This window comes from Flavobacterium sp., from assembly GCF_035195345.1.
In the GTDB taxonomy this organism is placed as follows: Bacteria; Bacteroidota; Bacteroidia; order Flavobacteriales; family Flavobacteriaceae; genus Flavobacterium.
On record NZ_CP136574.1, the window covers coordinates 2,453,767 to 2,479,237 of the forward strand.

Sequence of the window (25,471 nt, forward strand, 5' to 3'; positions counted from 1 at the left end):
AATAGTATAATGCCAACAAAAAAGAATAAATAACAATTTAAAAATAAATACAATGAAAAAATTAGTTTCTATCCTAGCTGTTGCAGCTTTTATGTTTTCAATGAATGTTAACGCTCAAGAGCCAAAGAAAAAAGCAAAAAAAGAAACCACTAAAACTGAAAAATCATGTTCAACTTCAGATAAAAAATCATGTGGTTCTGATGCTAAAACTGGTGGATGTTGTTCATCTAAAAAAGCTGCTGAGAAAAAAGCTGAATAGTTTTTTGCTAAACAAATTCAAAACGCCTCGATTTTATCGGGGCGTTTTTTTATGTAACATATATTACAAGTCTGTGTAAATCTTGTTACCGACTATGGTTTTTTGGCATCGTACTTTTGTTCAGTAATAAAATGAAAACAAAATGATGAAGAAAATCAAACTAGTAATAGTAATTGCTTTGGGAACTGCCAATTTGTATGCGCAAGATACCTTATCGATTTCAAAAAATGATTTGTTGCAAAAAGTCACTGAAAATAATCTTCAAATTAAAGTGGCCGAAAAATCATTTCAATCCGCTAAAGCGGATTATCGTCAATCAAATGCACTTTTTTTGCCCAATATTAATGTTTCGCATACCGGAATTTCAACAACGAATCCGTTAATGGCATTTGGGTCAAAATTAAATCAGGAAATCTTAACTGCTTCCGATTTTAATCCTGCGTTGTTGAATAATCCTGAAAAAACGCAAAACTTCGCAACTAAAATCGAAGTACAACAACCTCTTTTTAATTTAGATGGTTTATATGCAAGACAAGCCGCTAAAGAAAAAATGGACGCTTTTCAATTACAAACGGAACGAACTAAAGAATATTTAGAATTGGAAGTTTCAAAAGCATACATGCAATTGCAATTGGCTTACAAAGCAGTGAAAGTCTTAGAAAAAGCGAATACAACTGCGCAGGGCAATTTAAAATTGGTTGAAAATTATTTTAAAAACGGAATGTTGCAAAAAACAGATTTGTTAAAAGTGGTTTAACATTTTTGTAGGCGCTAATTTATTACAATCATCCATTACCAAATGGTGTTTAATGGAAGATATTTTGAGAAAAGTATTTAAAATACAAGACTAAAGTTAAATAATTTTTTATAATTTAGCTTTTTAAAAAAAATAAATTATGAAAAAATTTAAATTATTCTCAATTTTATCATTGTTGTTTGTTTTAAATGTAGCTTCAATGTGCTCCAATGATGATAATTCTAATTCAACAGCTAATCCAACACCTGTTGTTAACACGGTAACTTCTGGCACTTGGAGAATTACATTATATGATGACAATGGGGTGAATGAAACAAATAATTATTCAAATTACATTTTTACGTTTAATTCAAATGGAGTTTTAACTGCTTCAAATTCTACTAGTTATAATGGAACATGGTCAGTTACTACAAGTACTTCCAATGATGACAATCCAGATAATGATTTAGATTTCAATATTGCTTTTGTAGCGCCAGCTCCCAATTCTTTCACTGATGATTTAACAGATGATTGGGAAATTGTGAGTTATACCGCTACTAAAATTGAATTAATTGATGTTAGTGGAGGTAATGGAGGAACTGATTATTTGACATTTGAAAAGAATTAGTTTATAATAAATACTAAAAAACCAGCTACAAAAGCTGGTTTTTTTTATAATAATGCTTAACTATCTTTTAATAATACTAACAGCTGTCCCTGTTATAGTTACTATGACATAATTACTGGTTGTCAATTCAATATCCACATTAATTCCCACAACTGCATTGGCATTTAATTTTTCTGCATTTGATTTTAGTTGTTCAAAAGCTTGGTCTTTGATTTCAGAAACACTTTCGCTTATTCCTGCGTAATATTTTTGCATGTTGAAAGTCATTTTCATTTTTTGCATATTTACTGCTGTTCCAGAGACAATACCTCTGTACTCTGCAATGCTAAAACCATCAATTGAATTAGTTGTTGTTAAGATCATGGCTAATTAGTTATATAAATTGATTATGTTTTAATTAGACTAACAGCATTCTATTTTGTTACATAAAAAACCAATGCCTTCCGAATTTAAAATTCAGACAGTTTATTATTCTGAAATTATAATTCAAGAAAACATTTTTTAAGTAAACTACTATTTTGCGACTTTATAACTTTATCTTATCTTTGCACTTCATTACACAAATTCAGAATTATGTTTGATAATTTAAGCGATAAGTTAGATAAAGCGTTACACCTACTTAAAGGTCATGGTAAAATTACCGATGTAAATGTTGCCGATACTTTAAAAGAAGTACGTAGAGCATTATTAGATGCCGACGTTAACTTTAAAATTGCTAAAGATTTTACTACAAGAGTAAAAGAAAAAGCAATTGGTGAAAACGTATTAACTACGTTACAGCCAGGTCAGTTAATGGTGAAAATTGTTAAAGATGAATTGACCGAATTAATGGGTGGTGATGCCGCTGGAATTAATTTATCAGGAAACCCAACCGTGATTTTGATGTCGGGTTTACAAGGTTCTGGTAAAACTACTTTTTCGGGAAAATTAGCTAATTTTCTTAAAACTAAAAAGAACAAAAAACCTTTATTGGTAGCTTGTGATATTTATCGTCCAGCAGCAATTAACCAGTTGCATGTTGTGGGTGGACAAATTGGTGTTGAAGTTTATTCAGAACCAGAAAATAAAAACCCTGTTGAAATTGCTCAAAACGCTATCAAACATGCTAAAGAAAATGGTTTCAATGTTGTAATTGTCGATACCGCTGGTCGTTTAGCAGTTGATGAGGAAATGATGAACGAAATTGCAAACGTTCACAAAGCAATTGAACCACACGAAACTTTATTTGTTGTGGATGCTATGACAGGTCAGGATGCCGTGAATACAGCAAAAGCATTCAACGATAGATTAAATTTTGACGGAGTTATCTTAACAAAGTTAGATGGTGATACGCGTGGTGGAGCAGCTATTTCAATTAAATCGGTAGTAAACAAACCAATTAAATTCATCGGTACGGGTGAAAAAATGGAAGCTATCGACGTGTTTTATCCAAATCGTATGGCGGATAGAATCTTGGGAATGGGAGACGTTGTTTCCTTAGTAGAAAGAGCACAAGAGCAATACGACGAAGAAGAAGCAAGAAAATTACAGAAGAAAATCGCTAAAAACGAATTTGGTTTCGACGATTTCTTGGCGCAAATTCAGCAAATCAAGAAAATGGGGAATATGAAAGACCTTGTTGGAATGATTCCAGGAGCTGGAAAAGCATTAAAAGATGTTGAAATTGAAGACGATGCGTTCAAACATATTGAAGCTATCATTCAATCAATGACGCCAATTGAAAGAAGCAAACCATCTTTAATCGATGTAAAACGTAAAACGAGAATTGCTAAAGGTTCGGGAACAAAAATTGAGCAAGTGAATCAATTGATGAAACAATTTGACCAAATGAGCAAAATGATGAAAATGATGCAAGGCGGTGGCGGAAAAAACATGATGAAAGCCATGGCCGGAATGAAAGGCGGAATGCCAAAAATATAAATCATAGTTTAAGGTTTAAAATTTCAAGTTATGAAAGTTTTAAACCTTAATTTTTTTTAAATATACTAACTATTAGTTTTGGGTATCACACAACTTTAAACCCAAAACACTAAACCTGAAACAAGAGCAAATGCAATTATTAGACGGAAAAAAAGTATCGGAAGATATTAAAAATGAAATCGCTGCTGAGGTAGCTCAAATGAAAGCTAATGGTGAAAAAGTTCCTCATTTAGCAGCCATCATTGTTGGTAATGATGGAGCGAGTTTAACGTATGTGGGAAGTAAAGTAAAATCGTGCGAGCGAGTTGGTTTTGAATCTACTTTGATTAAAATGCCAAGCACAACTTCAGAAACAGAACTTTTGAAAAAAATCAAAGAATTGAACGAAAATGATGCTATTGATGGATTCATTGTTCAGTTGCCTTTACCAAAACAAATCGACACCCAAAAAATCATTGAAGCTATTAATCCAAGTAAAGATGTAGATGGTTTCCATCCAGAAAACTTTGGAAAAATGGCGTTAGATATGTCTACTTTTATTCCAGCAACTCCGTTTGGAATTTTAGAATTATTAGAACGATACAATGTTCCAACCGATGGAAAACACACCGTAGTTATCGGAAGAAGTCATATTGTAGGTAGACCAATGGGAATTTTAATGGGAAGAAAAGGATTTCCTGGGAATTCAACAGTAACAGTTACGCACAGCCATTCTAAAAACATCAACCAAATAACTTCGCAAGCAGATATTATAATTTCAGCATTAGGTGTTCCCAACTTCTTAAAAGCAGAAATGGTAAAAGACGATGTAGTTGTAATTGATGTAGGAATCACAAGAGTTGAAGACGAAACCACCGAGAAAGGCTATAGAATTGTGGGTGATGTAGATTTTGAAAACGTTTCCAAAAAAGCGTCTTACATTACGCCAGTTCCAGGTGGAGTAGGACCAATGACCATTGCAATGTTGTTAAAAAACACTTTGTTAGCAAGAGAACAAAAGAGAAATAGATAATGCAAGAATAAATACTAAGACCTGAAATTTTTCAGGTCTTTTTTATGAAAATTCTTATATTTGAAATTGCTATTAAATTTATTTAATGTTTGAATCATAAAAAAACATGAAGTGTTTATTTTTTACATTGTTTATAGTTAGTTTGGCTTCAGTTCAGGCACAAAATTGTCATATGCTTAAAAATGGAAAATATAGGATTGAATATGATACTAGATTTAAAAATTATCCAAAATATGAATTCGAAATAAAAGGGAATGTTTATTATAAATTTGAAAATGATATAAAGAGATATTTTAAAATTATAAAAATTTCAGATTGTAGTTTTAGTCTTGAAAATGATGAAATTATTGATGAATCAAAACTTACAGATTTACAAAAAATGTTAGTACAGCAAAAGCCTTATTTTGAAATTTATAAAATTGAAGAAAATGAATATTATTTTATTTGTAGAATAGATTTACATGTTCAATGTTATTCAGGTAAATTTATAAGAGAATAGAAAGCTGTTGATTTTTATAAAAGAAAAGCCATTTCAAACGAAATGGCTTTTTTTATTTATCTCTTCTGATAATCCGAAGTAAAGAATAATTCTACTGTTGGGTATTTCTGTTGGGTCATTTGTATAGAGAAATCGCTATCGGCTAAAAAAACCAATTGTCCGTATTTATCATGACCTAAGAATTTTTGTTTTACACGTTTAAATTCGGCAAATTCTACATTTTTAGGATCTTGAGGTTTTACCCAACACGCTTTAAACGCAGGGAAGTTTTCATACGTACATTTCGCACCATATTCATGTTCTAAACGGTATTGGATAACTTCGTATTGAAGCGCTCCTACGGTTCCAATTACTTTTCTTCCGTTCATTTCTAAGGTAAACAACTGCGCTACACCTTCGTCCATTAACTGGTCAACTCCTTTTTCTAATTGTTTCGATTTTAATGGATCTGCGTTATTGATGTATCTAAAATGCTCTGGAGAAAAACTTGGAATTCCTTTAAAATTCATAATTTCTCCTTCGGTTAACGTATCTCCAATCTTGAAGTTTCCAGTGTCATGCAAACCTACAATATCACCAGGATACGATATGTCTACAATTTCTTTTTTCTCAGCAAAAAAAGCATTTGGACTTGAGAATTTTAAATTTTTTCCTAAACGAACATGTAAATAAGGTTTGTTTTTTTCAAACGTTCCTGATACAATTTTAATGAACGCTAAACGGTCTCTATGTTTTGGATCCATGTTAGCATGAATTTTAAATACAAATCCGCTTAATTTTTGTTCTTCAGGTTGAACTAATCTTGTGTCTGATTCTTTAGCTCTTGGTGTTGGCGCAATTTCGACAAAACAGTCTAATAATTCACGAACTCCAAAATTATTCAAAGCCGAACCAAAGAAAACGGGTTGTAAATCGCCTTCTAAATATTCTTCACGGCTAAATGCTGGATATACTTCTTCAATTAATTCTAATTCTTCACGTAAGCGATTTGCTGGTTTTTCGCCAATAATTTTCTCTAATTCTGGACTATTAATGTCGTTAAAAGCAATCGTTTCTTCAATGTTTTTACGACTATCGCCCTCGAAAAGGTTGATGTTCTTTTCCCAAATATTGTAAATACCTTTAAAATCATACCCCATTCCAATAGGGAAACTCAATGGTGTTACGCGAAGTTTTAATTTTTGCTCCACTTCGTCCATCAAATCAAATGCATCTTTACCTTCACGGTCTAATTTGTTGATGAAAACAATCATAGGAATGTTTCTCATTCTACAAACTTCAACTAGTTTTTCTGTTTGTTCCTCAACCCCTTTTGCTACGTCTATTACTACAATAACACTATCTACAGCTGTTAACGTTCTAAACGTATCTTCTGCAAAATCCTTGTGACCAGGCGTGTCTAAAATGTTGATTTTTTTGTTTTGATAGTTAAAAGCCAAAACAGAAGTTGCTACCGAAATCCCTCTTTGTCTTTCAATTTCCATGAAGTCGGAAGTAGCTCCTTTTTTAATTTTATTACTTTTTACCGCTCCAGCTTCTTGAATTGCGCCACCAAACAACAATAATTTTTCTGTTAAAGTTGTTTTTCCAGCATCGGGATGCGATATAATTCCAAAAGTTCGTCTTCTTGCAATTTCTTCTATAAAACTCATTATTCAAAATTTTGTGCAAAAGTAACTTTTTTTGTAGAATTTTCTGTTAATACTAGCGTATAAATGTTGTGGAATAGTATCGAATTGTTATTTTTGTCGATTACAACTTAAAATGTATAAAATAATTATGAAAATTAGTCGACTACTTATTTTTGCTTTTTTATTAGTGTCTTGTTTTTTATCGGCACAAACCAAAGAAGTTTTATTTACAATTGACAATCATGCTTTTTACACTGATGAATTCATAAGAGTGTATAATAAAAATTTAGATTTAGTTAAAGATGATTCTCAAAAAGATTTAGACAAGTATTTAGAATTGTTTTTAGGCTACAAATTAAAAGTTGAAAAAGCGAATAAACTTGGTTTGCAAAATGGGACAACTTATCAAAATGAATTGAAGTCTTACAGAAATCAATTGTCAAAGAATTATCTAAACGATTCAAAAGTAACTAACGAACTTGTTCGAGAAGCCTACGAAAGAATGCAACAAGAAGTTAGAGCTTCGCATATTTTAATTTTGGTTGACGAAGGTGCCTCACCTGAAGATACTTTAAAAGCATACACAAAAGTTTTAGATATTAAAAAAAGATTAGAAGCTGGAGAGGATTTCATTTCGGTAGCGCAACAATTTTCTGAAGACCCTTCAGTTAAAGAAAATAATGGTGATTTAGGTTATTTTTCTGCTTTTAGAATGGTTTATACATTTGAAAATGCTGCATTTAATACAAATGTTGGTCAGATTTCTAAACCTTTTCGTACCCGTTTTGGCTATCATATTGTAAAAGTGGTTGACAAAAGAGTAAATAGAGGAGAAGTTACGGTTGCTCATATTATGATTGTTAAACAAAATGATGCGGCTCAAAATGAAAAAGCAAAAACTACAATTGATGATATTTATAAAAAAATTCAACAAGGTGAAAGTTTTGAAACGTTAGCACAACAATTTTCAGAAGACAAATCTTCAGCTCCAAAAGGAGGTGTTTTACAGCGTTTTGGTTCAGGACAATTGAGTTCTGAAGTTTTTGAAAATGTTGCATTTGGCTTGAATGATAAAAATCAAATTTCAGTTCCTTTTGAATCGCAATTTGGTTGGCATATTGTTAAACTAATTGAAAAACATCCTGTTCGTTTATTTGATGAAATGAAAGTGGAATTAGAAGAGAAAATCAGAAAAGATGAGCGTTCAATGCTGATTACAAATTCTTTGGCTAAAACAATGAGAGCAAAATACAAAGTAACTAAAGATGTAAAATTATTAGCTAAAATTAAAGCTGTAGTTACGGATGAATTTTATTCTCAAACTTGGGTGGCTCCAGAAAAAAACAAAGATGCAAACGGAACTATTTTAATTATTAATAATGATAAAAAAGTAAATTCTAAATTATTTATCGATTTCATTGCTTCTAAACAAAAGGCAAATATTAAAACTAGACCTGTTTCTAAATTAGTTGATGAATTATTTGAAAAATTTATTGATGAACAATTAATGGCTTACTATAATGAAAATTTAGAAAATGAATTTCCAGAGTTTAAAAATGTAATGGATGAATACAGAGATGGTTTGTTATTATTTGATTTAATGGAAAAGGAAATATGGAACAGAGCTAAAAATGACACTATTGGTTTGCAAGATTTCTTTCAAAAGAACAGTAAAAATTACCAATGGAAGAAAAGATATAATGTAGATATATTATCATCAACTGATAAGAAAATTGTAGAAAAAGCTCAAAAATTTTTAGCAAAAGGAAAATCTTTAGATTACATTAAAGAGCAATTGAATAAAGATGGCAAAGTTAATGTAATGTCAAAGTCAGGTTTGTATGAAGAAGATTATGATGTTTTGTCTAATTTTCAAAATCTATCTAAAGGTGTAACTAATATCATTGCCAAAGATCAATACTTTTTTGTTGTTAATGTGACAGATACAAAGCCAGCAGGAGTAAAAGAATTGTCTGAATGTAAAGGGAAAGTTATTAGTGATTATCAACAATTTTTGGAGAATAATTGGGTTGATGAATTAAAAAGTGAATTTACAATAAAGATTAATACTGACGTTTTTTCGAAGGTAAAAAATCAATTAAAAAACTAGATGAAATATTGTTTTCAAATACTAATTTTACTCTTAATGGTTACTTCGTGTGATTACTTTAAAGCACCAAGAAAACCAAAAGCAATTGCGCGCGTAGGTGAAAATTATTTGTTTGAAGCAGATATTTTAGATTTAGTTCCAAAGGGAACTTCAAAACAGGATAGTATCGCCATAGTTAAATCGTTTATTGGTCAATGGGCAACTAAAAAGTTGCTTTTTGAAGCTGCTGAAAAAAACATTGGTAAAAGTCAATTGGATGAATTTAATGTTTTGATAGAACAATATAAAGTTGATTTATATACTAAGGCGTATATAGAAAACTTGGTAATTAGACAAATAGATACTTTAGTTACCGAAGATCAAATTGTAGATTATTACAATAAAAATAAACAATACTTTAAGAATTCAGATGAACTTGTTAAGTTAAGATATGTTAATTTAGTTAAAGAAAATCCAAAATTTGCAAAAGTTAAATCAAAGTTTAGTTCCTTTACCAAGAAAGATAAAAACGAGTTAGAACAGCTTGCAGTTCAATTTAAAAGTTATGCTTTTAATGACTCAATTTGGGTTGATATCAATCAGGTTTATGAGAAAATACCATTTATAAATATTGAGAATAAGCAAAAATATATATCCAGTGGTATGAATTTTCAATATCCTGATTCTAGTACGGTTTGGTTAGTTAAGGTTAATAAAGTTTTACCTAAAAATAGTTCAACACCTCTTGAGTTTTTAAGACCCACAATTAAACAGATTATCATAAATAATAGAAAATTAAAATTAATTAACACTTTAGAAAAAGAGATTACGAATGACGCAATCAAAGACAATAAATATGAAATTTATGAATAAAAAGATACTAGTAATACTGTTATTTGTTACTTCAGTTGTAGCAGTTGCTCAACCTAAAAAGCTTAAAGTAGATGGTGTAGTTGCGGTTGTAGGAGATTATGTTGTGTTAGATTCTGATATTGATTTAGATTATATCACACTTAAAGCGCAAGGTGTAGATGTTAAAGATATTACACGTTGTGAGTTGTTTGGAAAACAGCTTGAAGATAAGTTATATGCACATCAAGCTATTCAAGATAGTATTGTGGTAACCGATGCAGAAGTTAATTCATACTTGAACGAACAGTTAGATGCTGCTGTTGAACAAATTGGTTCAATTGAAAAAGTAGTAAAATATTACAACAAAAAGAATGTAGATGAGTTAAGAAGCCATTTTTTCGATGCTGTTAAAATGAACAAACTGACTTCTCAAATGCAAAAAAAAATTGTTGATGCAGTTGAAATTACACCAGAAGAAGTTAGAAATTTCTTTAAAACTATTCCAGCAGATGAAATTCCAACATTTGGAGCAGAAATGGAAGTGGCTCAAATTGTAGTTAATCCAATTATTGAAGAAAGTGAAAAGAAAAGAGTATTGGATAAACTAAATGAAATTCGTCAAGATGTTTTAAATGGTTCTAGTTTTTTTAGTAAAGCTGTTTTGTTTTCTGAAGATCCAGGTTCAAGTTCAAATGGAGGTTTTTATAAAATGAATCGTAAAACTGCTTTTGTTAAAGAATTTAAAGATGTTGCATTTAGCTTAGCTGAAGGAGAAATTTCTGCACCATTTGAAACAGAATTTGGTTATCATATTATAATGGTAGAAAAAATTAAAGGACAAGAAGTAGAATTACGTCACATTCTTATTTCACCAAAAGTTTCTACGCAAGCCATGAAAGATGCTAAAGAGAAAATAGAACAAATTAGAAATAAAATCATAAATAAAGAAATTACGTTTGCAGAAGCGGCAAAATCATCTTCAGATCAAAAAGAAACACGTAATAGTGGTGGTGTTTTGTTAAATCCAAGAACAATGGAACCTAGATTTGAATTAACTAAAATGGATCCTGTTTTATATGCGCAAGTTTCTGCATTAAAGGATAATGAAATTTCATTACCAATATTAGATGAGGAAAGAGGTGCTGGTAAGTTTTATAAAATAATTACAGTTAATAATAGAATTGAAGAGCATCAGGCTGATTTTTCTAGAGATTATATTAAAATTAAAGAATTAGCACTTAGAGATAAGCAAATCAAAGAAATTGCAAAATGGACAGAAGAAAAAATCAAAGAAACGTATATTAAGATTTCGGATGATTATAAAGATTGTGAGTTTGCAAACAATTGGTTTAAGAAATAAATTAACCAACCCTTTGAATTTTCAGAGGGTTTTTTTAATATTTTTTTCTTAATTTAGTCCTTTAATAATAATGTGAAATATGTCAGACGTAACAATCATTCAGGAATTAGTTCAAAAACAAAAAGCTTTAAAACAAGAAATTGCTAAAGTAATAGTTGGTCAGGATGAAGTAGTGCATCAAATTGTGTTAAGTATTTTTTCTGGCGGACATGCCTTATTGGTTGGTGTGCCTGGTTTAGCAAAAACATTAATGGTGAATACTATTTCCCAAGCTTTAGGCTTAGATTTTAAACGTATTCAATTTACACCTGATTTAATGCCATCTGATATATTGGGTAGTGAGATTTTAGATGAAAACCGCCATTTTAAATTCATTAAAGGACCAATTTTTTCTAATATTATCTTGGCGGATGAAATCAATAGAACGCCACCTAAAACACAAGCAGCTTTGCTTGAGGCAATGCAAGAACGTGCAGTTACGGTGGCAGGTCGTCATTATAAATTAGATTTGCCTTATTTTGTTTTAGCAACTCAAAATCCTATTGAACAAGAAGGAACTTATCCATTACCTGAAGCACAATTAGATCGTTTTATGTTTGCTATAAAATTAGATTATCCTTCTTTTCAAGAAGAAGTTGATGTGGTAAAAGCAACAACTTCCAATCTTAAACCTGTTGTTAATCCTTTGTTTACTGCTGAAGAAATTATTGATTTTCAGAATGTTATTCGTAAGATGCCTGTCACAGATAATGTAATTGAATACGCTGTAACATTGGTGAGTAAAACACGTCCAGATAATCCACTCTCAAATGAATTTGTAAAAACGTATATCGATTGGGGTGCTGGTCCTCGTGCGTCGCAAAATTTAATTTTAGCGGCTAAAACCAATGCTGCTTTTAATGGAAAGTATTCCCCTGATATAGAAGATGTAAAAGCTGTTGCAACAGGAATTCTTCGTCACAGAATAGTGAAAAATTATAAAGCAGATGCTGAAGGTATTACAGAAGAAGATATAATAAAAAAGCTGTTTTAAACAGCTTTTTTAGTTAGTAGTAATTTTATATTTTTTTATTTAAGTACAGAATATATGCTTCAAAAAAGTTTTCGAATTCACATGAAGGTAAACTTCATTTATTAATTTAGTAATGTGTAATAATCTATTTTGAAGCTTTTACGAGTTATTCATTTTTTGTAATTTAAAAAAAATATGAGTTGAAGAAATTGATTTTTCAATTATTTAATTTGTATTCTATTTATTGCTGATTTACTTTTTGCTGATTTATTTAATACTTTGGGATTAAATTATATTTTATATAATATATCTGCTATTATGGTATTTTTTGTTGAATTATTATTAGTAAATAACAATCTTTGCAATTGATTATTCTTTTAATCAGCCTTTTTATTAAAAATTTTTAAATTTGATTAAGATTCATTAAATTTGTAGCATAAAAATAAACACTAATTATATAAAAGTATGTCATTAGATAATAACACAAGTCTTTATAAAGAATATCTTAAAGAAATTGAAGATCGTAAAACTCAAGGACTTCATCCAAAACCTATTGATGGAGCTGATTTATTAAACGAAATCATTTCTCAGATTAAAGATATTACTAACGCTGATCGCGAAGATTCTCTTAAGTTTTTTATTTACAACGTAGTTCCAGGAACTACACCTGCAGCTGCTAAAAAAGCTGAATTTTTAAAAGAAATTATTCTAGGTGAATCTGCTGTAAATGAAATTTCTACTGCTTTTGCATTTGAGTTATTATCTCATATGAAAGGCGGACCTTCTATTAAAGTTTTATTAGATTTAGCTTTAGGAAATAATGAGTCAATTGCTAAAGATGCTGCTGAAGTACTTAAAACGCAAGTTTATTTGTATGAAGCAGATACTGACCGCTTAGCAGCTGCTTATAAAGATGGTAGTGCAATAGCTAAAGATATTTTAGAAAGTTATGCAAAAGCTGAATTTTTTACTAAGCTTCCAGAAGTAGCAGAAGAAATTAAAGTTGTAACTTTTATAGCTGGAGAAGGTGATATTTCAACCGATTTGCTTTCGCCAGGTAATCAAGCGCATTCTCGTTCAGATCGTGAATTGCATGGAAAATGTTTTATTTCACCAGCAGCTCAACAAGGAATTGAGGCGCTTAAAGCTCAACATCCAGATAAAAGTGTCATGTTGATTGCAGAAAAAGGAACGATGGGTGTTGGATCATCTAGAATGTCAGGTGTTAATAACGTAGCGCTTTGGTCTGGTAAACAAGCTAGTCCTTATGTTCCTTTTATTAACATCGCACCTATTGTTGCAGGAACAAATGGTATTTCTCCAATTTTCCTTACTACAGTTGATGTAACAGGCGGTATTGGAATTGACTTGAAAAACTGGGTTAAGAAAACAGATGCAAACGGAGAATTAGTTCGTGATGTTAATGGTGATCCAATTTTAGAGCAAGTGTATTCGGTAGCAAGTGGAACGGTTTTGACTATCAATACTAAAACAAAAAAATTATATAGTGGTGATCATGAATTGATTGATATTTCAAGATCATTTACACCTCAAAAAATGGAATTCATCAAAGCTGGTGGTTCTTACGCTATTGTTTTTGGAAAAAAATTACAAACGTTTGCTTCAAAAATGTTGGGTATTGATATTGTACCTGTTTTTGCTCCTTCTAAAGAGGTTTCAATAGCTGGACAAGGATTAACAGCGGTAGAAAAAATATTTAATAAAAATGCAGTAGGAAATACTCCAGGTAAAGTTTTACATGCTAGATCTGATGTACGTGTTACTGTAAATATTGTAGGTTCGCAAGATACAACGGGTTTAATGACTTCTCAGGAATTAGAGTCTATGGCTGCTACAGTAATTTCACCTATTGTTGATGGTGCATACCAATCGGGATGTCATACAGCTTCAGTTTGGGACAATAAATCAAAAGCAAACATTCCAAGATTGATGAAGTTTATGAATGATTTTGGTTTGATTACAGCTCGTGATCCTAAAGGTGTTTATCCTGCAATGACAGATGTTATTCATAAAGTTTTGAATGATATTACAGTTGATGAATGGGCTATTATTATTGGTGGCGATTCACACACTAGAATGTCTAAAGGGGTTGCATTTGGTGCGGATTCTGGAACGGTAGCTCTTGCTTTAGCAACTGGTGAAGCTTCAATGCCTATTCCAGAATCAGTAAAAGTGACTTTTAAAGGTCACATGGAAAATTATATGGATTTCCGTGATGTTGTTCATGCTACTCAGTCGCAAATGTTACAGCAGTTTGGTGGAGAAAATGTATTCCAAGGTAGAATTATTGAAGTGCATATTGGTACACTTACCGCTGACCAAGCATTTACCTTTACAGATTGGACTGCAGAAATGAAAGCTAAAGCTTCAATTTGTATTTCGGAAGACGATACATTAATCGAATCATTGGAAATTGCTAAAGGAAGAATCCAGATTATGATTGATAAAGGCATGGATAATGAAAAGCAAGTTTTAAAAGGATTAATTAATATTGCAAATAAAAGGATTGCTGAAATTAAATCAGGTGAAAAACCTGCATTGACGCCAGATGCAAATGCTAAGTATTATGCTGAAGTGGTAATCGATTTAGATATTATTAATGAACCAATGATTGCTGATCCAGATGTAAATAATGCTGACGTTTCAAAACGTTATACGCATGATACAATTCGACCACTTTCATTTTATGGAGGAACCAAAAAAGTAGATCTTGGATTTATTGGTTCGTGTATGGTTCATAAAGGAGATATGAAAATTTTAGCGCAAATGCTTAAAAATGTAGAAGCGCAAACAGGTAAAGTTGAATTCAAAGCACCTTTAGTAGTCGCTCCACCTACCTATAACATTGTAGATGAATTAAAAGCGGAAGGTGATTGGGAAGTTTTAAGAAAATACTCTGGCTTTGAATTTGATGATAATGCTCCAAAAGCAGCAGCTCGTACAGAATACGAAAACATGTTGTATTTAGAACGTCCTGGTTGTAATCTATGTATGGGTAACCAAGAAAAAGCTTCTAAAGGTGATACAGTTATGGCAACTTCGACTCGTTTGTTTCAAGGTAGAGTTGTGGAAGATGCTGAAGGTAAAAAAGGTGAATCTTTACTTTCATCTACGCCTGTGGTAGTGTTGTCAACAATTTTAGGAAGAACTCCAACAATTGAAGAATATAAAAAAGCTGTAGAAGGTATTAATTTGACACAGTTTGCACCATCACATAAGTTATTAGTGAATAATTAATAAACTAGTGAATTATATATAAATTAAAGAAAGCCTAAGTCGTAATTGATTTAGGCTTTTTTTATGAATGTTCGTATTCTTTTGAGAAATATATTTGACTTTAAAATAATGTTAAATCTCCCTATTTTAAAGGAGTTTTTTTTAACTTGCAATCCTTAAATTAACTGCAATCCATATAAACTAATTCAAAATGAAGGCTATACAAATTATATTTTTTTTATTTTTCCTAGGTTCTAGCTTTGTTTATTCGCAAAAGACGATTAAGCACACTGTAGTAGAAGGAGAATCTATTTATTCTATTGCTAAAAAATATAAGGTTAGTGAGTCTGATATTTATGAATTAAATCCCAAATCAAAAGGCGCTTTGCTACAATTAAAAACGGTTTTGTTAATTCCAAATAAGAAAAACAAATCAAAAGATAAGAAAGAAGTTGCTTCCTCAAAGAATACAAATTCAGAAATTCATACTGTAGAATCAGGCGAATCACTTTATAAAATAGCAAAGAAATACAATATTACTTTAGAAAAACTAATCGAATTAAATCCAGATATTAAACCGGAAGCTATCCAAATAGGTGATGAAATTGTAGTTTTAGCAAAAAAAAAAATTGCAAAACCTAAAAAAAAGAAAGCTATTGAAGATGTGAAAATAGATGTTCCATCAACTAATAAAGATACTAATTTATGTTTAGACGAATTAGGAAATCAGTTTCATATAGTGCAAAAAGGGGAGACGTTGTATCAACTTTCAAAAAAATATAAAGTTAGTGTTAGAGATTTGGAAGAAATGAATCCTGAAATTGTTGCTAATTTACCAATTGGATATGAAGTTGTTATTAAAAAAGGAAATGTTGAATTAGAAAAAAATCAAAATATTGTGGTTGAAGTTCCAAAAGAAGCTGGTGAAATTTCTTTTGAAAATCTTTCTAAAGTTGAATTTTTAATTGCTAAGGCTTCTCAGTATCTTGGTACTCGTTATAGAGGCGGAGGTACCACAAGTGCGGGCTTTGATTGTTCTGGTTTGATGTTTACTACCTTTAAAAATATTGATATGACATTACCTCGTTCTTCAAGTGCAATGGCTGTAGGAGCAGGTTATAGAATTGATAGAGATCAGGCTCAAAAAGGCGATTTGATTTTTTTTACAACTAATGGAAGAGGAAGTGTTAATCATGTTGGAATGATAACAGAAATAAATGGTGATGAAATTAAATTCATTCATTCTTCAGTTCAAGCAGGGGTTATTATTTCATCAAGCGAAGAACCTTATTATAAAAGACGTTTTGTTCAAATTAACAGAGTTATAGAGAATTAAATAAAGCATAAAAAAACCGTTGTTAAAACGGTTTTTTTATGCTTATACATTTTTTAACTATTTTTTAAAAAAGTAAAAATTTCATCTTTTAAGAATACACGATCTTTTCTAAGTTTTGATAATTCATCATTCATAGCAAGCTCTTCATCTTTTTCTATTTTATAGATTTTTTCGTCTAAATCGGTATATGAATGTAATAAAACCTGAAACTCATCATTGTTATGATATAGATCTTTAATTTGGTCTGCGTATTCAGGGAAATCTTGGTAAATAGGGTGTTTAGTTATCATAATGTGAGTTTTAAAATTTCTATACTCAAAATTAGTAATCAATTCTAAAAAGGTATATGATAATTATCATTTTCGAACATTATTTTTTGTTCTTTGAAATTAATTTTTCGTATTTTTCTATCTGTTCGGGTTGTAATATTTTTTTAATTTCTACATTAAATTTCTCACCTAGCTACGTGAGTAAGTTTCTTTTTTCTAGGTCACTATAACTAACAGCTTCAATTATTTCTTTTGATTTAGCTTGATTCTCTTTGATAAGATTTCGTACTATAGCTTCTTGGAAACCATCTAGATTTAATTTCTCTTTTAGAGATTCAACAGAAGTTTCAACTAGATTTACATTTTTGTTTTGGTTTCCATTTTTATATTGTCCTGCACCAACTCTTCTGTCAACTTGAGCGTTAGTGTTTAAAAACGAAAAACTGATAAGAACTAGAAAGATTATTTTTTTCATATTTTAAGATATTGGTTCCGCATACAAATCAAATTCAGTAGCATCAGTTACTTTTAAATTTACAAAATCGCCTGTTTTTAAGTAATATTTAGAAGCGTCTACTAATACTTCGTTATCTACATCTGGGCTATCAAATTCGGTTCTTCCAATGAAATATTGCCCTTCTTTTCTATCGATTACACATTTGAAAGTTTGTCCAATTTTTTCCTGATTTAAATCCCATGAAATTTGTGATTGTAAATCCATTATTTCAGCAGCACGTGCTTGTTTTACTTCTTGTGGAACATCGTCAACTAAAGCAAAAGCACCCGTATTTTCTTCGTGTGAATAGGTGAAACAACCTAATCGCTCAAATTTCATTTCTTGAACCCAATCTCTTAGAATTTCAAAATCTTCTTGCGTTTCACCTGGATAACCTACAATTAAAGTAGTTCTAATTGCCATTCCTGGAACGCGCTCTCTAAATTCTTGTAGTAATTTAGTTGTTTTTTCTTTTGTAGTTCCACGCTTCATTGATTTCAAAATGTCATCTGAAATGTGTTGCAACGGAATATCAATATAGTTGCAAATTTTAGGCTCACGTTTCATTAAATCTAAAACGTCCATTGGGAAACCGCTAGGGAAAGCATAATGCAAACGAATCCACTCAATACCTTCTACTTTTGCAAGGTTTTCTAATAATTCAGCAAGATTACGTTTTTTGTATAAATCTAATCCGTAATAGGTTAAATCTTGGGCAATTAAAATTAATTCTTTAACGCCTTTTTTTGCTAAACCTTCTGCTTCTTTTACTAATTTTTCAATTGGTTGCGAAATATGTTTTCCACGCATTAAAGGAATCGCACAAAAACTACAAGGTCTATCACAACCTTCCGCAATTTTTAAATAAGCGTAGTTTTTGGGTGTTGTTGTTAAACGTTCACCAAGTAATTCATGTTTGTAATTCGCTCCTAATGCTTTTAATAGAAGTGGTAATTCTGTTGTTCCAAAATATTGATCTACATCTGGGATTTCTTTCTCTAAATCAGGTCGATATCGTTCAGATAAACATCCAGTAACGAAAACTTTATCTACTAATCCTTGGTCTTTTTTGTCAACATATTCCAAAATCGTATTGACCGATTCTTCCTTTGCATTATCAATAAAACCACAAGTGTTAATTACCACAATATTTCCTTCTTCTTCGTGTGCAACTTCTTTTCCGTTGGCTTTTAGTTGTCCCATCAACACCTCACTGTCGTAAGTGTTTTTTGAACATCCTAGAGTAATTACATTGATTTTATTTTTCTTTAACGATTTGGTTCTCATGCTTTTAATTTTGATTCCGAACATTCGGTGGGCAAAATTACATAAAATAATTAGTAGAAGCACAGCGATTTAGAAATTTTTAAGTGTGTGGTTTCGCTGTTTGCTATATCTGTTAAGGCTTTATGTTGCTTTCTTTGAGATTATTCTTTGAGTTTTTGGTATAAAAAAACCACTTCATTGATAGAAGTGGTTTTGTATATGGATTTTGTTTTAAAAATTTATTGAATACGTTAAAGTGATATTATCTTGTACATTTCTAATTCTTGTTGCATCTGTCATGCCTGAAGAAATTAAACTTTGATTGTAATTTCTGTGGGTATTTGAATAGGATAGATCTAATCTGTTTTCGCCAAAATTATATCCTAATCCAGCTGAATAGCCTGTTAAATCTCCCATTGTGGTGTCTACTTTATAAGGACTTTCTTCAAAGCGATAGCCACCTCGAACACTCCATTGTTTGATTTTGTATTCACCTCCAATTCTTATTTCATAGGCATTTTTCATTTCAGAGCTCATTTGTGAATTCAAATCTCTAAAATCATTTTGATTTGTGTTTTTGAATTGAATATTGCTGTAGTCTTTCGTTGCTAAATCAATGCTAATTAATCCTTTTTTATTGAAAATATAGGTTGCACTACCCGTAATTTTACTTGGAGTTCTTAATCTATAAGTTGGAAAGATGAAAATAGGACTTCCAAAATAACGACTTTCATCTCCAGAAGGGACATTCACATTGTCATAAGTATATAAGTCTTGAACTAATTCGTCATTTAGATTGTACCAAGTTGGGGATTCATAAGAGGCTCCTAATCTAAAAGAATTAGTTACTTTGTAAATTGCTCCTAAATTAAATGAGAATCCAGAACCATAAGTGCTTAATTGGTTATCAAACACAATATTGCTGATTGTTGGTTGTGTGTTTGGATTCAGTGGATTGTTATTATTCTCATACAGGCTTGTCGTTACAACATAATCTGTGAAATGAGCATTAAGATTCAATCCTAAAAATAATTTATTTTTATAGCTTGAAGCCACATTTGCAGTTATCTTACCGTTATAACCATTGGAAGTAGAATAAAAATCTTGATAATAATTACCTCCTGGAGAAACATTTGAGACAAACTGATTAGGTGTGGTAGGATGAGGGTTTATAATGTAAGTTTCATAAGCCATTTCATATTGATAATCATTGAACTGAGTATTCGCAACAAAATTCGCTTGATTTACAAAATACTGAGAAATAGAATTATATGGATTTATTCCAGCAGTAAATAAACGATTGTCAAAATTATTGGTGTTGTCATAATTAAGTGCAATCGAGATTTTATTCCAGTCAGAACTACCAGAATTGTCGTTAAAAACAAGTACAGCTCCAATTTGATTTAAGTCTAATGTGCTGTAATTTTCTTTATTTTTTGTTCCAAAATAATTTGCATTATTATTGGTGTTATAGTTTGAAATAGAAGCACTTGCGAAATTATTGCTAAAAAACAACGAACCTGCAGGGTTTATGTTTATAGCTGATAAATCGCCGCCTACTGCTCCAAAAGCACCACCCATTCCTCTAAAACGAGCAGTTCCATTCATATTGTCAACAGCATATCTAAGCGCATCTGATGTTGTCATTTCTTGTGCAATTGACAAGAATGATACGTTGAGTATTATAACTAAAAATAACTTTTTCATATCTTATTGTAAATTAAATTAACCTCTTCCACCTCTTGATCCTCCGCCACCAGAACGACTTCCTCCACCGCCAGATGAACTTCCACCAAAACTTCCGCCAGAACTACTTCTAGGAGAAGAATAATTATTACTTCTAGGTGATGGAGTATTAGTTCTAGGAGTAGAGTAATTGTTGTTTCTTGGTGTTGTAGTAGTATTTTCTCTTGGAGTTACTGAAGGTCTTGTGTTGTTGTTTTCAGTTCTTGGAGCATTTCTAGTGCTGTTAAAATTAGGTCTAGGTGTATCTGTTCTTCTATTAGAATAGTTGTTGGTTCTTCCTGATGAATAGTTATAATCTCTAGTTCCGCCTCTTCTTCCGTTATTGTATATTACATCTCTTCCTCCTCCCCAATTGTTTCCGTAATATCCGTTCCAACCCCAGTTGTTTCCATAATATCCATTCCAACCCCAACTCGGGCCGTACCAAGAATTCCATCCCCAGCCTGCACCATACCATGAATTCCATCCCCAACCCCAGTTAGGTCCGTACCATGAGTTCCAACCTATACCCCAATATGGAGAATACCAGTTGTTCCATCCCCAATTGTTGTTGTAATAATTTATGGTTACATCAGAGGAATTGTTTCCCCATCCTGCATAATTGTTATTGGATTCGTTTCGGTATACAGTTACTATAGTGTCTTGTGTTTGTGAATTATAATTATCTACATCTGTAAAATAAGTATAATCATCTTGCATGTTTTTAAATTGCTGAGCATATTTATTTGATTTTTCAATATTCTGCTCAGTATATTTGTTTTCTGGCTGCGTTGTTGGTCTATCTGAACTGTAAACGCCATCATTATCATAATAAGATGAATTTTGATAAGATCCACACGAAGTAGTTAAAATTGCTATTATTCCCATCAAGGAATAAGCTATTTTTTTTGAATTAAATTGATAAAAAGTTTTCATAGCTCTTTTTTTATTGTTGGACACCTCAAATTTAACTATTTTTGCCCAACAAATTAGTTAAAATTTATACAAACAATTTTTGTGCCAAAATATAAATAATGAGCAAGAACTTAACAACAAGAGCGGAAGATTACTCTAAATGGTATAATGAATTAGTCGTAAAGGCTGATTTAGCTGAGAATTCAGGTGTTAGAGGTTGTATGGTAATTAAGCCATATGGGTATGCAATTTGGGAAAAAATGCAAGCCGAATTAGATAGAATGTTTAAAGAAACTGGGCATAGTAATGCATATTTCCCCTTGTTTGTTCCGAAAAGCATGTTCGAGGCAGAAGAAAAAAATGCAGAGGGTTTTGCAAAAGAGTGTGCTATTGTGACGCATTATCGTTTAAAAAATGATGAATCTCGCCCTGGAAAATTAATGGTAGATCCAAATGCTAAACTAGAGGAGGAACTAATTGTTCGCCCTACAAGTGAGGCAATCATTTGGTCAACATACAAAGGTTGGGTGCAATCGTATAGAGATTTACCTTTATTGATTAATCAATGGGCAAATGTGGTTCGTTGGGAAATGAGAACAAGATTGTTTTTAAGAACGGCTGAATTTTTATGGCAGGAAGGGCATACAGCTCATGCTACACGTCAGGAAGCAATTGAAGAATCAGAAAAAATGATGCATGTATATGCTGATTTTGCACAAAATTTCATGGCAATTCCAGTAATTAAAGGATTAAAGACAGAAACAGAGCGTTTTGCAGGAGCTGACGAAACCTATTGTATTGAAGCTTTAATGCAAGATGGTAAGGCATTGCAAGCGGGAACTTCGCACTTTTTAGGTCAAAATTTTGCCAAAGCTTTTGATGTTAAATTTGCGAATAAAGAAGGAAAACAAGAGTATGTTTGGGGAACTTCTTGGGGAGTTTCAACCCGATTAATGGGTGCTTTAGTAATGACACATTCTGATGATAAAGGTTTGGTGTTACCTCCAAATTTAGCGCCAATTCAAGTAGTTATTGTTCCAATTTATAAAACAGGGGAGCAATTTGATGCAATTTCTGAGCAAGTAAATGCTTTAACGGCTGAATTAAGAAAGTTAGGTATTTCTGTAAAATATGATAATAGAGACACGCAAAAACCAGGATTTAAATTTGCTGAATGGGAATTAAAAGGTGTTCCAGTTAGAATTGCCCTTGGACCAAACGATTTAGAAAACGGAACCTACGAAATTGCGAGAAGAGATAATTTGTCAAAAGAAGTGGTTTCTAAAGAAGGAGTAGCTTCGTATATTCAAAATTTGTTAGAAACTATTCAAAGTGATATGTTTGCTAAAGCATTGGAATACAGAGATACTCATATAACAGAAGTGAATTCTTTCGAAGAATTTAAAGAGTTGTTGGAAACTAAGGGAGGTTTTTTAGCAGCGCATTGGGATGGTACAGCTGAAACAGAAGAAAAGATAAAAGAGCTAACAAAAGCAACTATTAGATGCATTGCTTTAGATAGGGTAGAAGAGGCTGGAAGTTGTATGTTTACGGGTGCTCCATCTAAAGGAAGGGTTCTTTTTGCTAAAGCTTACTAAAAAAAAATAAAAATTTTTATTGAAGGTCTTGCAGAAATCAAAATTAGTTGTATTTTTGCACTCGCATTACAAAATTAATGTAATGGCCCGTTCGTCTATCGGTTAGGACGCCAGGTTTTCATCCTGGTAAGAGGGGTTCGATTCCCCTACGGGCTACATATTGAGAATACAAAAAATTGGTTAATGGCCCGTTCGTCTATCGGTTAGGACGCCAGGTTTTCATCCTGGTAAGAGGGGTTCGATTCCCCTACGGGCTACAAAATTAGTTGTAAATAAGTTTTGTAAAATAATAATTGGTGTCTCGGTTATTATTTTATTAGTTAAAACCAAAGTGTTCGCCTAGGTGAATGTGGGAGGTTTTTCTTTTTTAACTAGTAGTTTATAACAATTATTACAATTAAAAAAAGAACAAAATGGCAAATCATAAATCTGCTTTAAAAAGAATTAGAAGTAACGAGAAAAGAAGAGTATTAAATAGATACCAACACAAAACTACTCGTAACGCAATCAAAGCTATTCGTTTAGCTACTGATAAAGCTGAGGCTTCTGCAAAATTATCAACTGTAATTTCTATGATTGATAAATTAGCTAAGAAAAATATCATTCATGATAATAAAGCTTCTAACTTAAAATCAAAATTAACTAAACACGTAGCTTCTTTATAGTCTACTGTTAGTAAAATATACTAAAGCTCTCATTTTGAGAGCTTTTTTTATATATTACTTATTATGTTATTTCTACTAAAGTATTGATTACTATAGTGTTTTTATCAAAATAAACATTACCTTTGCACCTTCAAAAAATTAATAAATGACTTCTATTAGAAACATCGCAATTATTGCACACGTTGACCACGGTAAAACTACTTTGGTTGATAAAATTATGTACCACTGTCAGTTGTTTCGTGAAAACGAAAATACTGGAGATTTGATCTTAGATAATAATGACTTAGAGCGTGAAAGAGGTATTACTATTACTTCTAAGAACGTTTCTGTAACTTATAAAGGAACAAAAATCAACATTATCGATACTCCTGGTCACGCCGATTTTGGTGGTGAAGTAGAGCGTGTACTTAATATGGCTGATGGTGTTTGTCTTTTAGTTGATGCTTTTGAAGGGCCAATGCCTCAAACGCGTTTCGTATTACAAAAAGCAATTGACTTAGGATTAAAACCATGTGTGGTTATTAATAAAGTAGATAAAGAAAACTGTACTCCAGAAGAAGTACATGAAAAAGTTTTCGACTTAATGTTTGAATTAGGTGCTACAGAAGAACAATTAGATTTTCCAACAGTTTACGGTTCGGCTAAAAACAACTGGATGTCTGATGACTTCAGAAACCAAACAGATAATATTGAGCCTTTATTAGATATGGTTTTGGCAAACGTGCCAGCTCCTAAAGTATCTGAAGGAACTCCTCAAATGTTAATTACTTCTTTAGACTTCTCTTCTTTTACAGGTCGTATCGCGATTGGTCGTTTAGAAAGAGGTGTTTTAAAAGAAGGAATGCCTATTTCTTTGGTTAAAAGAGATGGTAAAGTAATCAAATCAAGAATTAAAGAATTACATACTTTTGAAGGTCTTGGTCGTAAAAAAGTAGACGAAGTAATTGCTGGAGATATTTGTGCAATTATTGGAATTGAAGGATTTGAAATTGGAGATACTATCGCTGATTTTGAAAACCCAGAAGCGTTACAAACTATTGCTATTGATGAGCCTACAATGAGTATGTTGTTCACAATTAACGATTCACCATTCTTTGGTAAAGAAGGTAAATTTGTTACTTCTCGTCATATTAGAGATCGTCTAACAAAAGAATTAGAGAAAAACTTAGCGATGAAGTTAGGTGAAACTGATTCTGCTGATAAATTCATGGTTTTTGGTCGTGGAGTTCTTCACTTATCGGTTCTTATTGAAACTATGAGAAGAGAAGGGTATGAGTTGCAAATTGGTCAGCCACAGGTAATCATCAAAGAAATTGATGGTCAAAAATGTGAGCCAATTGAAGAATTAACAATCGATTTGCCAGAAAACCTTTCAGGTAGAGCGGTTGAATTCGTAACAATCCGTAAAGGAGAAATGTTATCAATGGAAGCTAAAGGTGATCGTATGATTATCAAATTCAATATTCCATCTCGTGGAATTATCGGATTAAGAAATCAATTGTTAACTGCTACGGCTGGAGAAGCAATCATGTCGCACCGTTACATTGGATACGAACCTTTTAAAGGAGCAATTCCTGGACGTAACAATGGTTCGTTAATTTCTATGGAAAATGGAAAAGCAATTCCTTATTCTATCGATAAATTACAAGATCGTGGTAAATTCTTCGTGGAACCAAATGCTGAAATTTACGAAGGTCAAGTTATTGGAGAAAATTCTCGTGGTGATGATATGTGTATCAACGTAACTAAGGCTAAAAAACAGTCAAACGTTCGTTCTTCTGGAAATGATGAAAAGGCTAGAATTATTCCACCGATTATTTTCTCATTAGAAGAAGCGTTAGAATACATTCAAAAAGATGAGTATGTTGAGGTTACTCCAAAATCTATTCGTTTAAGAAAAATTTATTTGACAGAAAACGATAGAAAACGTTTTAAAATATAATTAATATAAATCCCGATGAAAATC

Annotated in this window: 22 protein-coding genes, 2 tRNA genes and 1 pseudogene; 18 read left to right on the top strand and 7 right to left on the bottom strand. The window is 31.6% G+C overall.

Annotated elements, in window-relative coordinates; translation table 11 throughout:
- Nucleotides 1-52 precede the first annotated feature (52 nt).
- The 4 genes and pseudogenes from RSE15_RS11395 (at nucleotide 53) to RSE15_RS11410 (ending at nucleotide 1,623) form a co-directional block, all read left to right on the top strand.
- Nucleotides 53-259: a hypothetical protein gene (locus RSE15_RS11395; RefSeq protein WP_324068677.1), complete on the top strand. Its 207-nt coding sequence runs from the start codon at nucleotides 53-55 to the stop codon at nucleotides 257-259.
- A 145-nt stretch (nucleotides 260-404) separates the two neighbouring features.
- A pseudogene (locus tag RSE15_RS11400) lies at nucleotides 405-1,010 on the top strand (TolC family protein); the annotation flags it as partial.
- Between the two features lie 7 nt (nucleotides 1,011-1,017).
- Nucleotides 1,018-1,110: a hypothetical protein gene (locus RSE15_RS11405; protein WP_324070460.1), complete on the top strand. Its 93-nt coding sequence runs from the start codon at nucleotides 1,018-1,020 to the stop codon at nucleotides 1,108-1,110.
- A gap of 45 nt (nucleotides 1,111-1,155) precedes the next feature.
- On the top strand, nucleotides 1,156-1,623 hold the full coding sequence (locus tag RSE15_RS11410; protein WP_324068679.1) for a hypothetical protein: 468 nt from the start codon (nucleotides 1,156-1,158) through the stop codon (nucleotides 1,621-1,623).
- 60 nt (nucleotides 1,624-1,683) lie between these two features.
- Here RSE15_RS11410 and RSE15_RS11415 read toward each other — a convergent pair whose 3' ends face one another.
- On the bottom strand, nucleotides 1,684-1,986 hold the full coding sequence (locus tag RSE15_RS11415; RefSeq protein WP_008254165.1) for a YbjQ family protein: 303 nt from the start codon (nucleotides 1,984-1,986) through the stop codon (nucleotides 1,684-1,686).
- Nucleotides 1,987-2,196: 210 nt separating this feature from the next.
- Here RSE15_RS11415 and ffh point away from each other — a divergent pair, with 210 nt between their 5' ends.
- From ffh to RSE15_RS11430, 3 genes are all read left to right on the top strand, one after another.
- On the top strand, nucleotides 2,197-3,543 hold the full coding sequence (gene ffh / locus RSE15_RS11420) for a signal recognition particle protein (protein WP_324068680.1): 1,347 nt from the start codon (nucleotides 2,197-2,199) through the stop codon (nucleotides 3,541-3,543).
- Nucleotides 3,544-3,673: 130 nt separating this feature from the next.
- Complete coding sequence (locus tag RSE15_RS11425) at nucleotides 3,674-4,555, top strand: bifunctional 5,10-methylenetetrahydrofolate dehydrogenase/5,10-methenyltetrahydrofolate cyclohydrolase (RefSeq protein WP_324068681.1); 882 nt, start codon at nucleotides 3,674-3,676, stop codon at nucleotides 4,553-4,555.
- Between the two features lie 172 nt (nucleotides 4,556-4,727).
- Nucleotides 4,728-5,054 (top strand): hypothetical protein, encoded by a 327-nt coding sequence (locus RSE15_RS11430; RefSeq protein WP_324068682.1) that lies wholly within the window; start codon nucleotides 4,728-4,730, stop codon nucleotides 5,052-5,054.
- 56 nt (nucleotides 5,055-5,110) lie between these two features.
- Here the strand turns inward: RSE15_RS11430 and RSE15_RS11435 are convergent, their stop codons facing one another.
- Nucleotides 5,111-6,706 (bottom strand): peptide chain release factor 3, encoded by a 1,596-nt coding sequence (locus RSE15_RS11435; protein WP_324068683.1) that lies wholly within the window; start codon nucleotides 6,704-6,706, stop codon nucleotides 5,111-5,113.
- Nucleotides 6,707-6,818: 112 nt separating this feature from the next.
- On the opposite strand from RSE15_RS11435, the gene RSE15_RS11440 reads away from it, so the two are divergent.
- The 6 genes from RSE15_RS11440 (at nucleotide 6,819) to RSE15_RS11465 (ending at nucleotide 16,571) form a co-directional block, all read left to right on the top strand.
- Nucleotides 6,819-8,795, top strand: coding sequence for a peptidylprolyl isomerase (locus RSE15_RS11440; RefSeq protein WP_324068684.1), 1,977 nt, complete (start codon nucleotides 6,819-6,821; stop codon nucleotides 8,793-8,795).
- Nucleotides 8,796-9,647 carry a hypothetical protein gene (locus tag RSE15_RS11445; protein ID WP_324068685.1) on the top strand — a complete coding sequence of 284 codons (852 nt, stop codon included), beginning with the start codon at nucleotides 8,796-8,798 and terminating at the stop codon, nucleotides 9,645-9,647. It begins immediately after the preceding gene.
- A complete protein-coding gene (locus RSE15_RS11450) occupies nucleotides 9,631-10,986 on the top strand; it encodes a peptidylprolyl isomerase (RefSeq protein ID WP_324068686.1) in 1,356 nt (451 codons plus the stop codon). The genes RSE15_RS11445 and RSE15_RS11450 overlap by 17 nt, the downstream gene beginning before the upstream one ends.
- Before the next feature lie 79 nt (nucleotides 10,987-11,065).
- The gene (locus tag RSE15_RS11455) at nucleotides 11,066-12,019 is read left to right on the top strand and encodes an AAA family ATPase (protein WP_324068687.1); all 954 of its coding nucleotides are present in this window, start codon (nucleotides 11,066-11,068) and stop codon (nucleotides 12,017-12,019) included.
- Nucleotides 12,020-12,463: 444 nt separating this feature from the next.
- Nucleotides 12,464-15,256, top strand: coding sequence for a bifunctional aconitate hydratase 2/2-methylisocitrate dehydratase (locus tag RSE15_RS11460; RefSeq protein WP_324068688.1), 2,793 nt, complete (start codon nucleotides 12,464-12,466; stop codon nucleotides 15,254-15,256).
- Between the two features lie 190 nt (nucleotides 15,257-15,446).
- On the top strand, nucleotides 15,447-16,571 hold the full coding sequence (locus tag RSE15_RS11465) for a C40 family peptidase (RefSeq protein WP_324068689.1): 1,125 nt from the start codon (nucleotides 15,447-15,449) through the stop codon (nucleotides 16,569-16,571).
- A gap of 53 nt (nucleotides 16,572-16,624) precedes the next feature.
- Here the strand turns inward: RSE15_RS11465 and RSE15_RS11470 are convergent, their stop codons facing one another.
- From RSE15_RS11470 to RSE15_RS11490, 5 genes are all read right to left on the bottom strand, one after another.
- Nucleotides 16,625-16,861 (bottom strand): DUF465 domain-containing protein, encoded by a 237-nt coding sequence (locus RSE15_RS11470; protein WP_324068690.1) that lies wholly within the window; start codon nucleotides 16,859-16,861, stop codon nucleotides 16,625-16,627.
- Between the two features lie 172 nt (nucleotides 16,862-17,033).
- Nucleotides 17,034-17,315 carry a hypothetical protein gene (locus RSE15_RS11475; RefSeq protein WP_324068691.1) on the bottom strand — a complete coding sequence of 94 codons (282 nt, stop codon included), beginning with the start codon at nucleotides 17,313-17,315 and terminating at the stop codon, nucleotides 17,034-17,036.
- A 3-nt stretch (nucleotides 17,316-17,318) separates the two neighbouring features.
- The gene (gene rimO / locus RSE15_RS11480; protein WP_324068692.1) at nucleotides 17,319-18,623 is read right to left on the bottom strand and encodes a 30S ribosomal protein S12 methylthiotransferase RimO; all 1,305 of its coding nucleotides are present in this window, start codon (nucleotides 18,621-18,623) and stop codon (nucleotides 17,319-17,321) included.
- 210 nt (nucleotides 18,624-18,833) lie between these two features.
- On the bottom strand, nucleotides 18,834-20,309 hold the full coding sequence (locus RSE15_RS11485; protein WP_324068693.1) for an OmpP1/FadL family transporter: 1,476 nt from the start codon (nucleotides 20,307-20,309) through the stop codon (nucleotides 18,834-18,836).
- Between the two features lie 18 nt (nucleotides 20,310-20,327).
- Nucleotides 20,328-21,263 carry a hypothetical protein gene (locus RSE15_RS11490; protein ID WP_324068694.1) on the bottom strand — a complete coding sequence of 312 codons (936 nt, stop codon included), beginning with the start codon at nucleotides 21,261-21,263 and terminating at the stop codon, nucleotides 20,328-20,330.
- 98 nt (nucleotides 21,264-21,361) lie between these two features.
- Between RSE15_RS11490 and proS the strand changes: the two genes are divergently transcribed.
- The 5 genes from proS to typA all read left to right on the top strand — a co-directional run bounded on the left by proS (nucleotide 21,362) and on the right by typA (nucleotide 25,447).
- Nucleotides 21,362-22,840 (top strand): proline--tRNA ligase, encoded by a 1,479-nt coding sequence (gene proS / locus RSE15_RS11495; protein WP_324068695.1) that lies wholly within the window; start codon nucleotides 21,362-21,364, stop codon nucleotides 22,838-22,840.
- Nucleotides 22,841-22,924: 84 nt separating this feature from the next.
- A tRNA-Glu gene (locus RSE15_RS11500) sits at nucleotides 22,925-22,996 on the top strand.
- A gap of 29 nt (nucleotides 22,997-23,025) precedes the next feature.
- Nucleotides 23,026-23,097: transfer RNA gene (locus RSE15_RS11505), tRNA-Glu, on the top strand.
- Between the two features lie 156 nt (nucleotides 23,098-23,253).
- The gene (gene rpsT, locus RSE15_RS11510; protein WP_026724626.1) at nucleotides 23,254-23,505 is read left to right on the top strand and encodes a 30S ribosomal protein S20; all 252 of its coding nucleotides are present in this window, start codon (nucleotides 23,254-23,256) and stop codon (nucleotides 23,503-23,505) included.
- A gap of 145 nt (nucleotides 23,506-23,650) precedes the next feature.
- On the top strand, nucleotides 23,651-25,447 hold the full coding sequence (typA, locus tag RSE15_RS11515) for a translational GTPase TypA (protein WP_324068696.1): 1,797 nt from the start codon (nucleotides 23,651-23,653) through the stop codon (nucleotides 25,445-25,447).
- The last annotated feature ends 24 nt before the right edge of the window (nucleotides 25,448-25,471 follow it).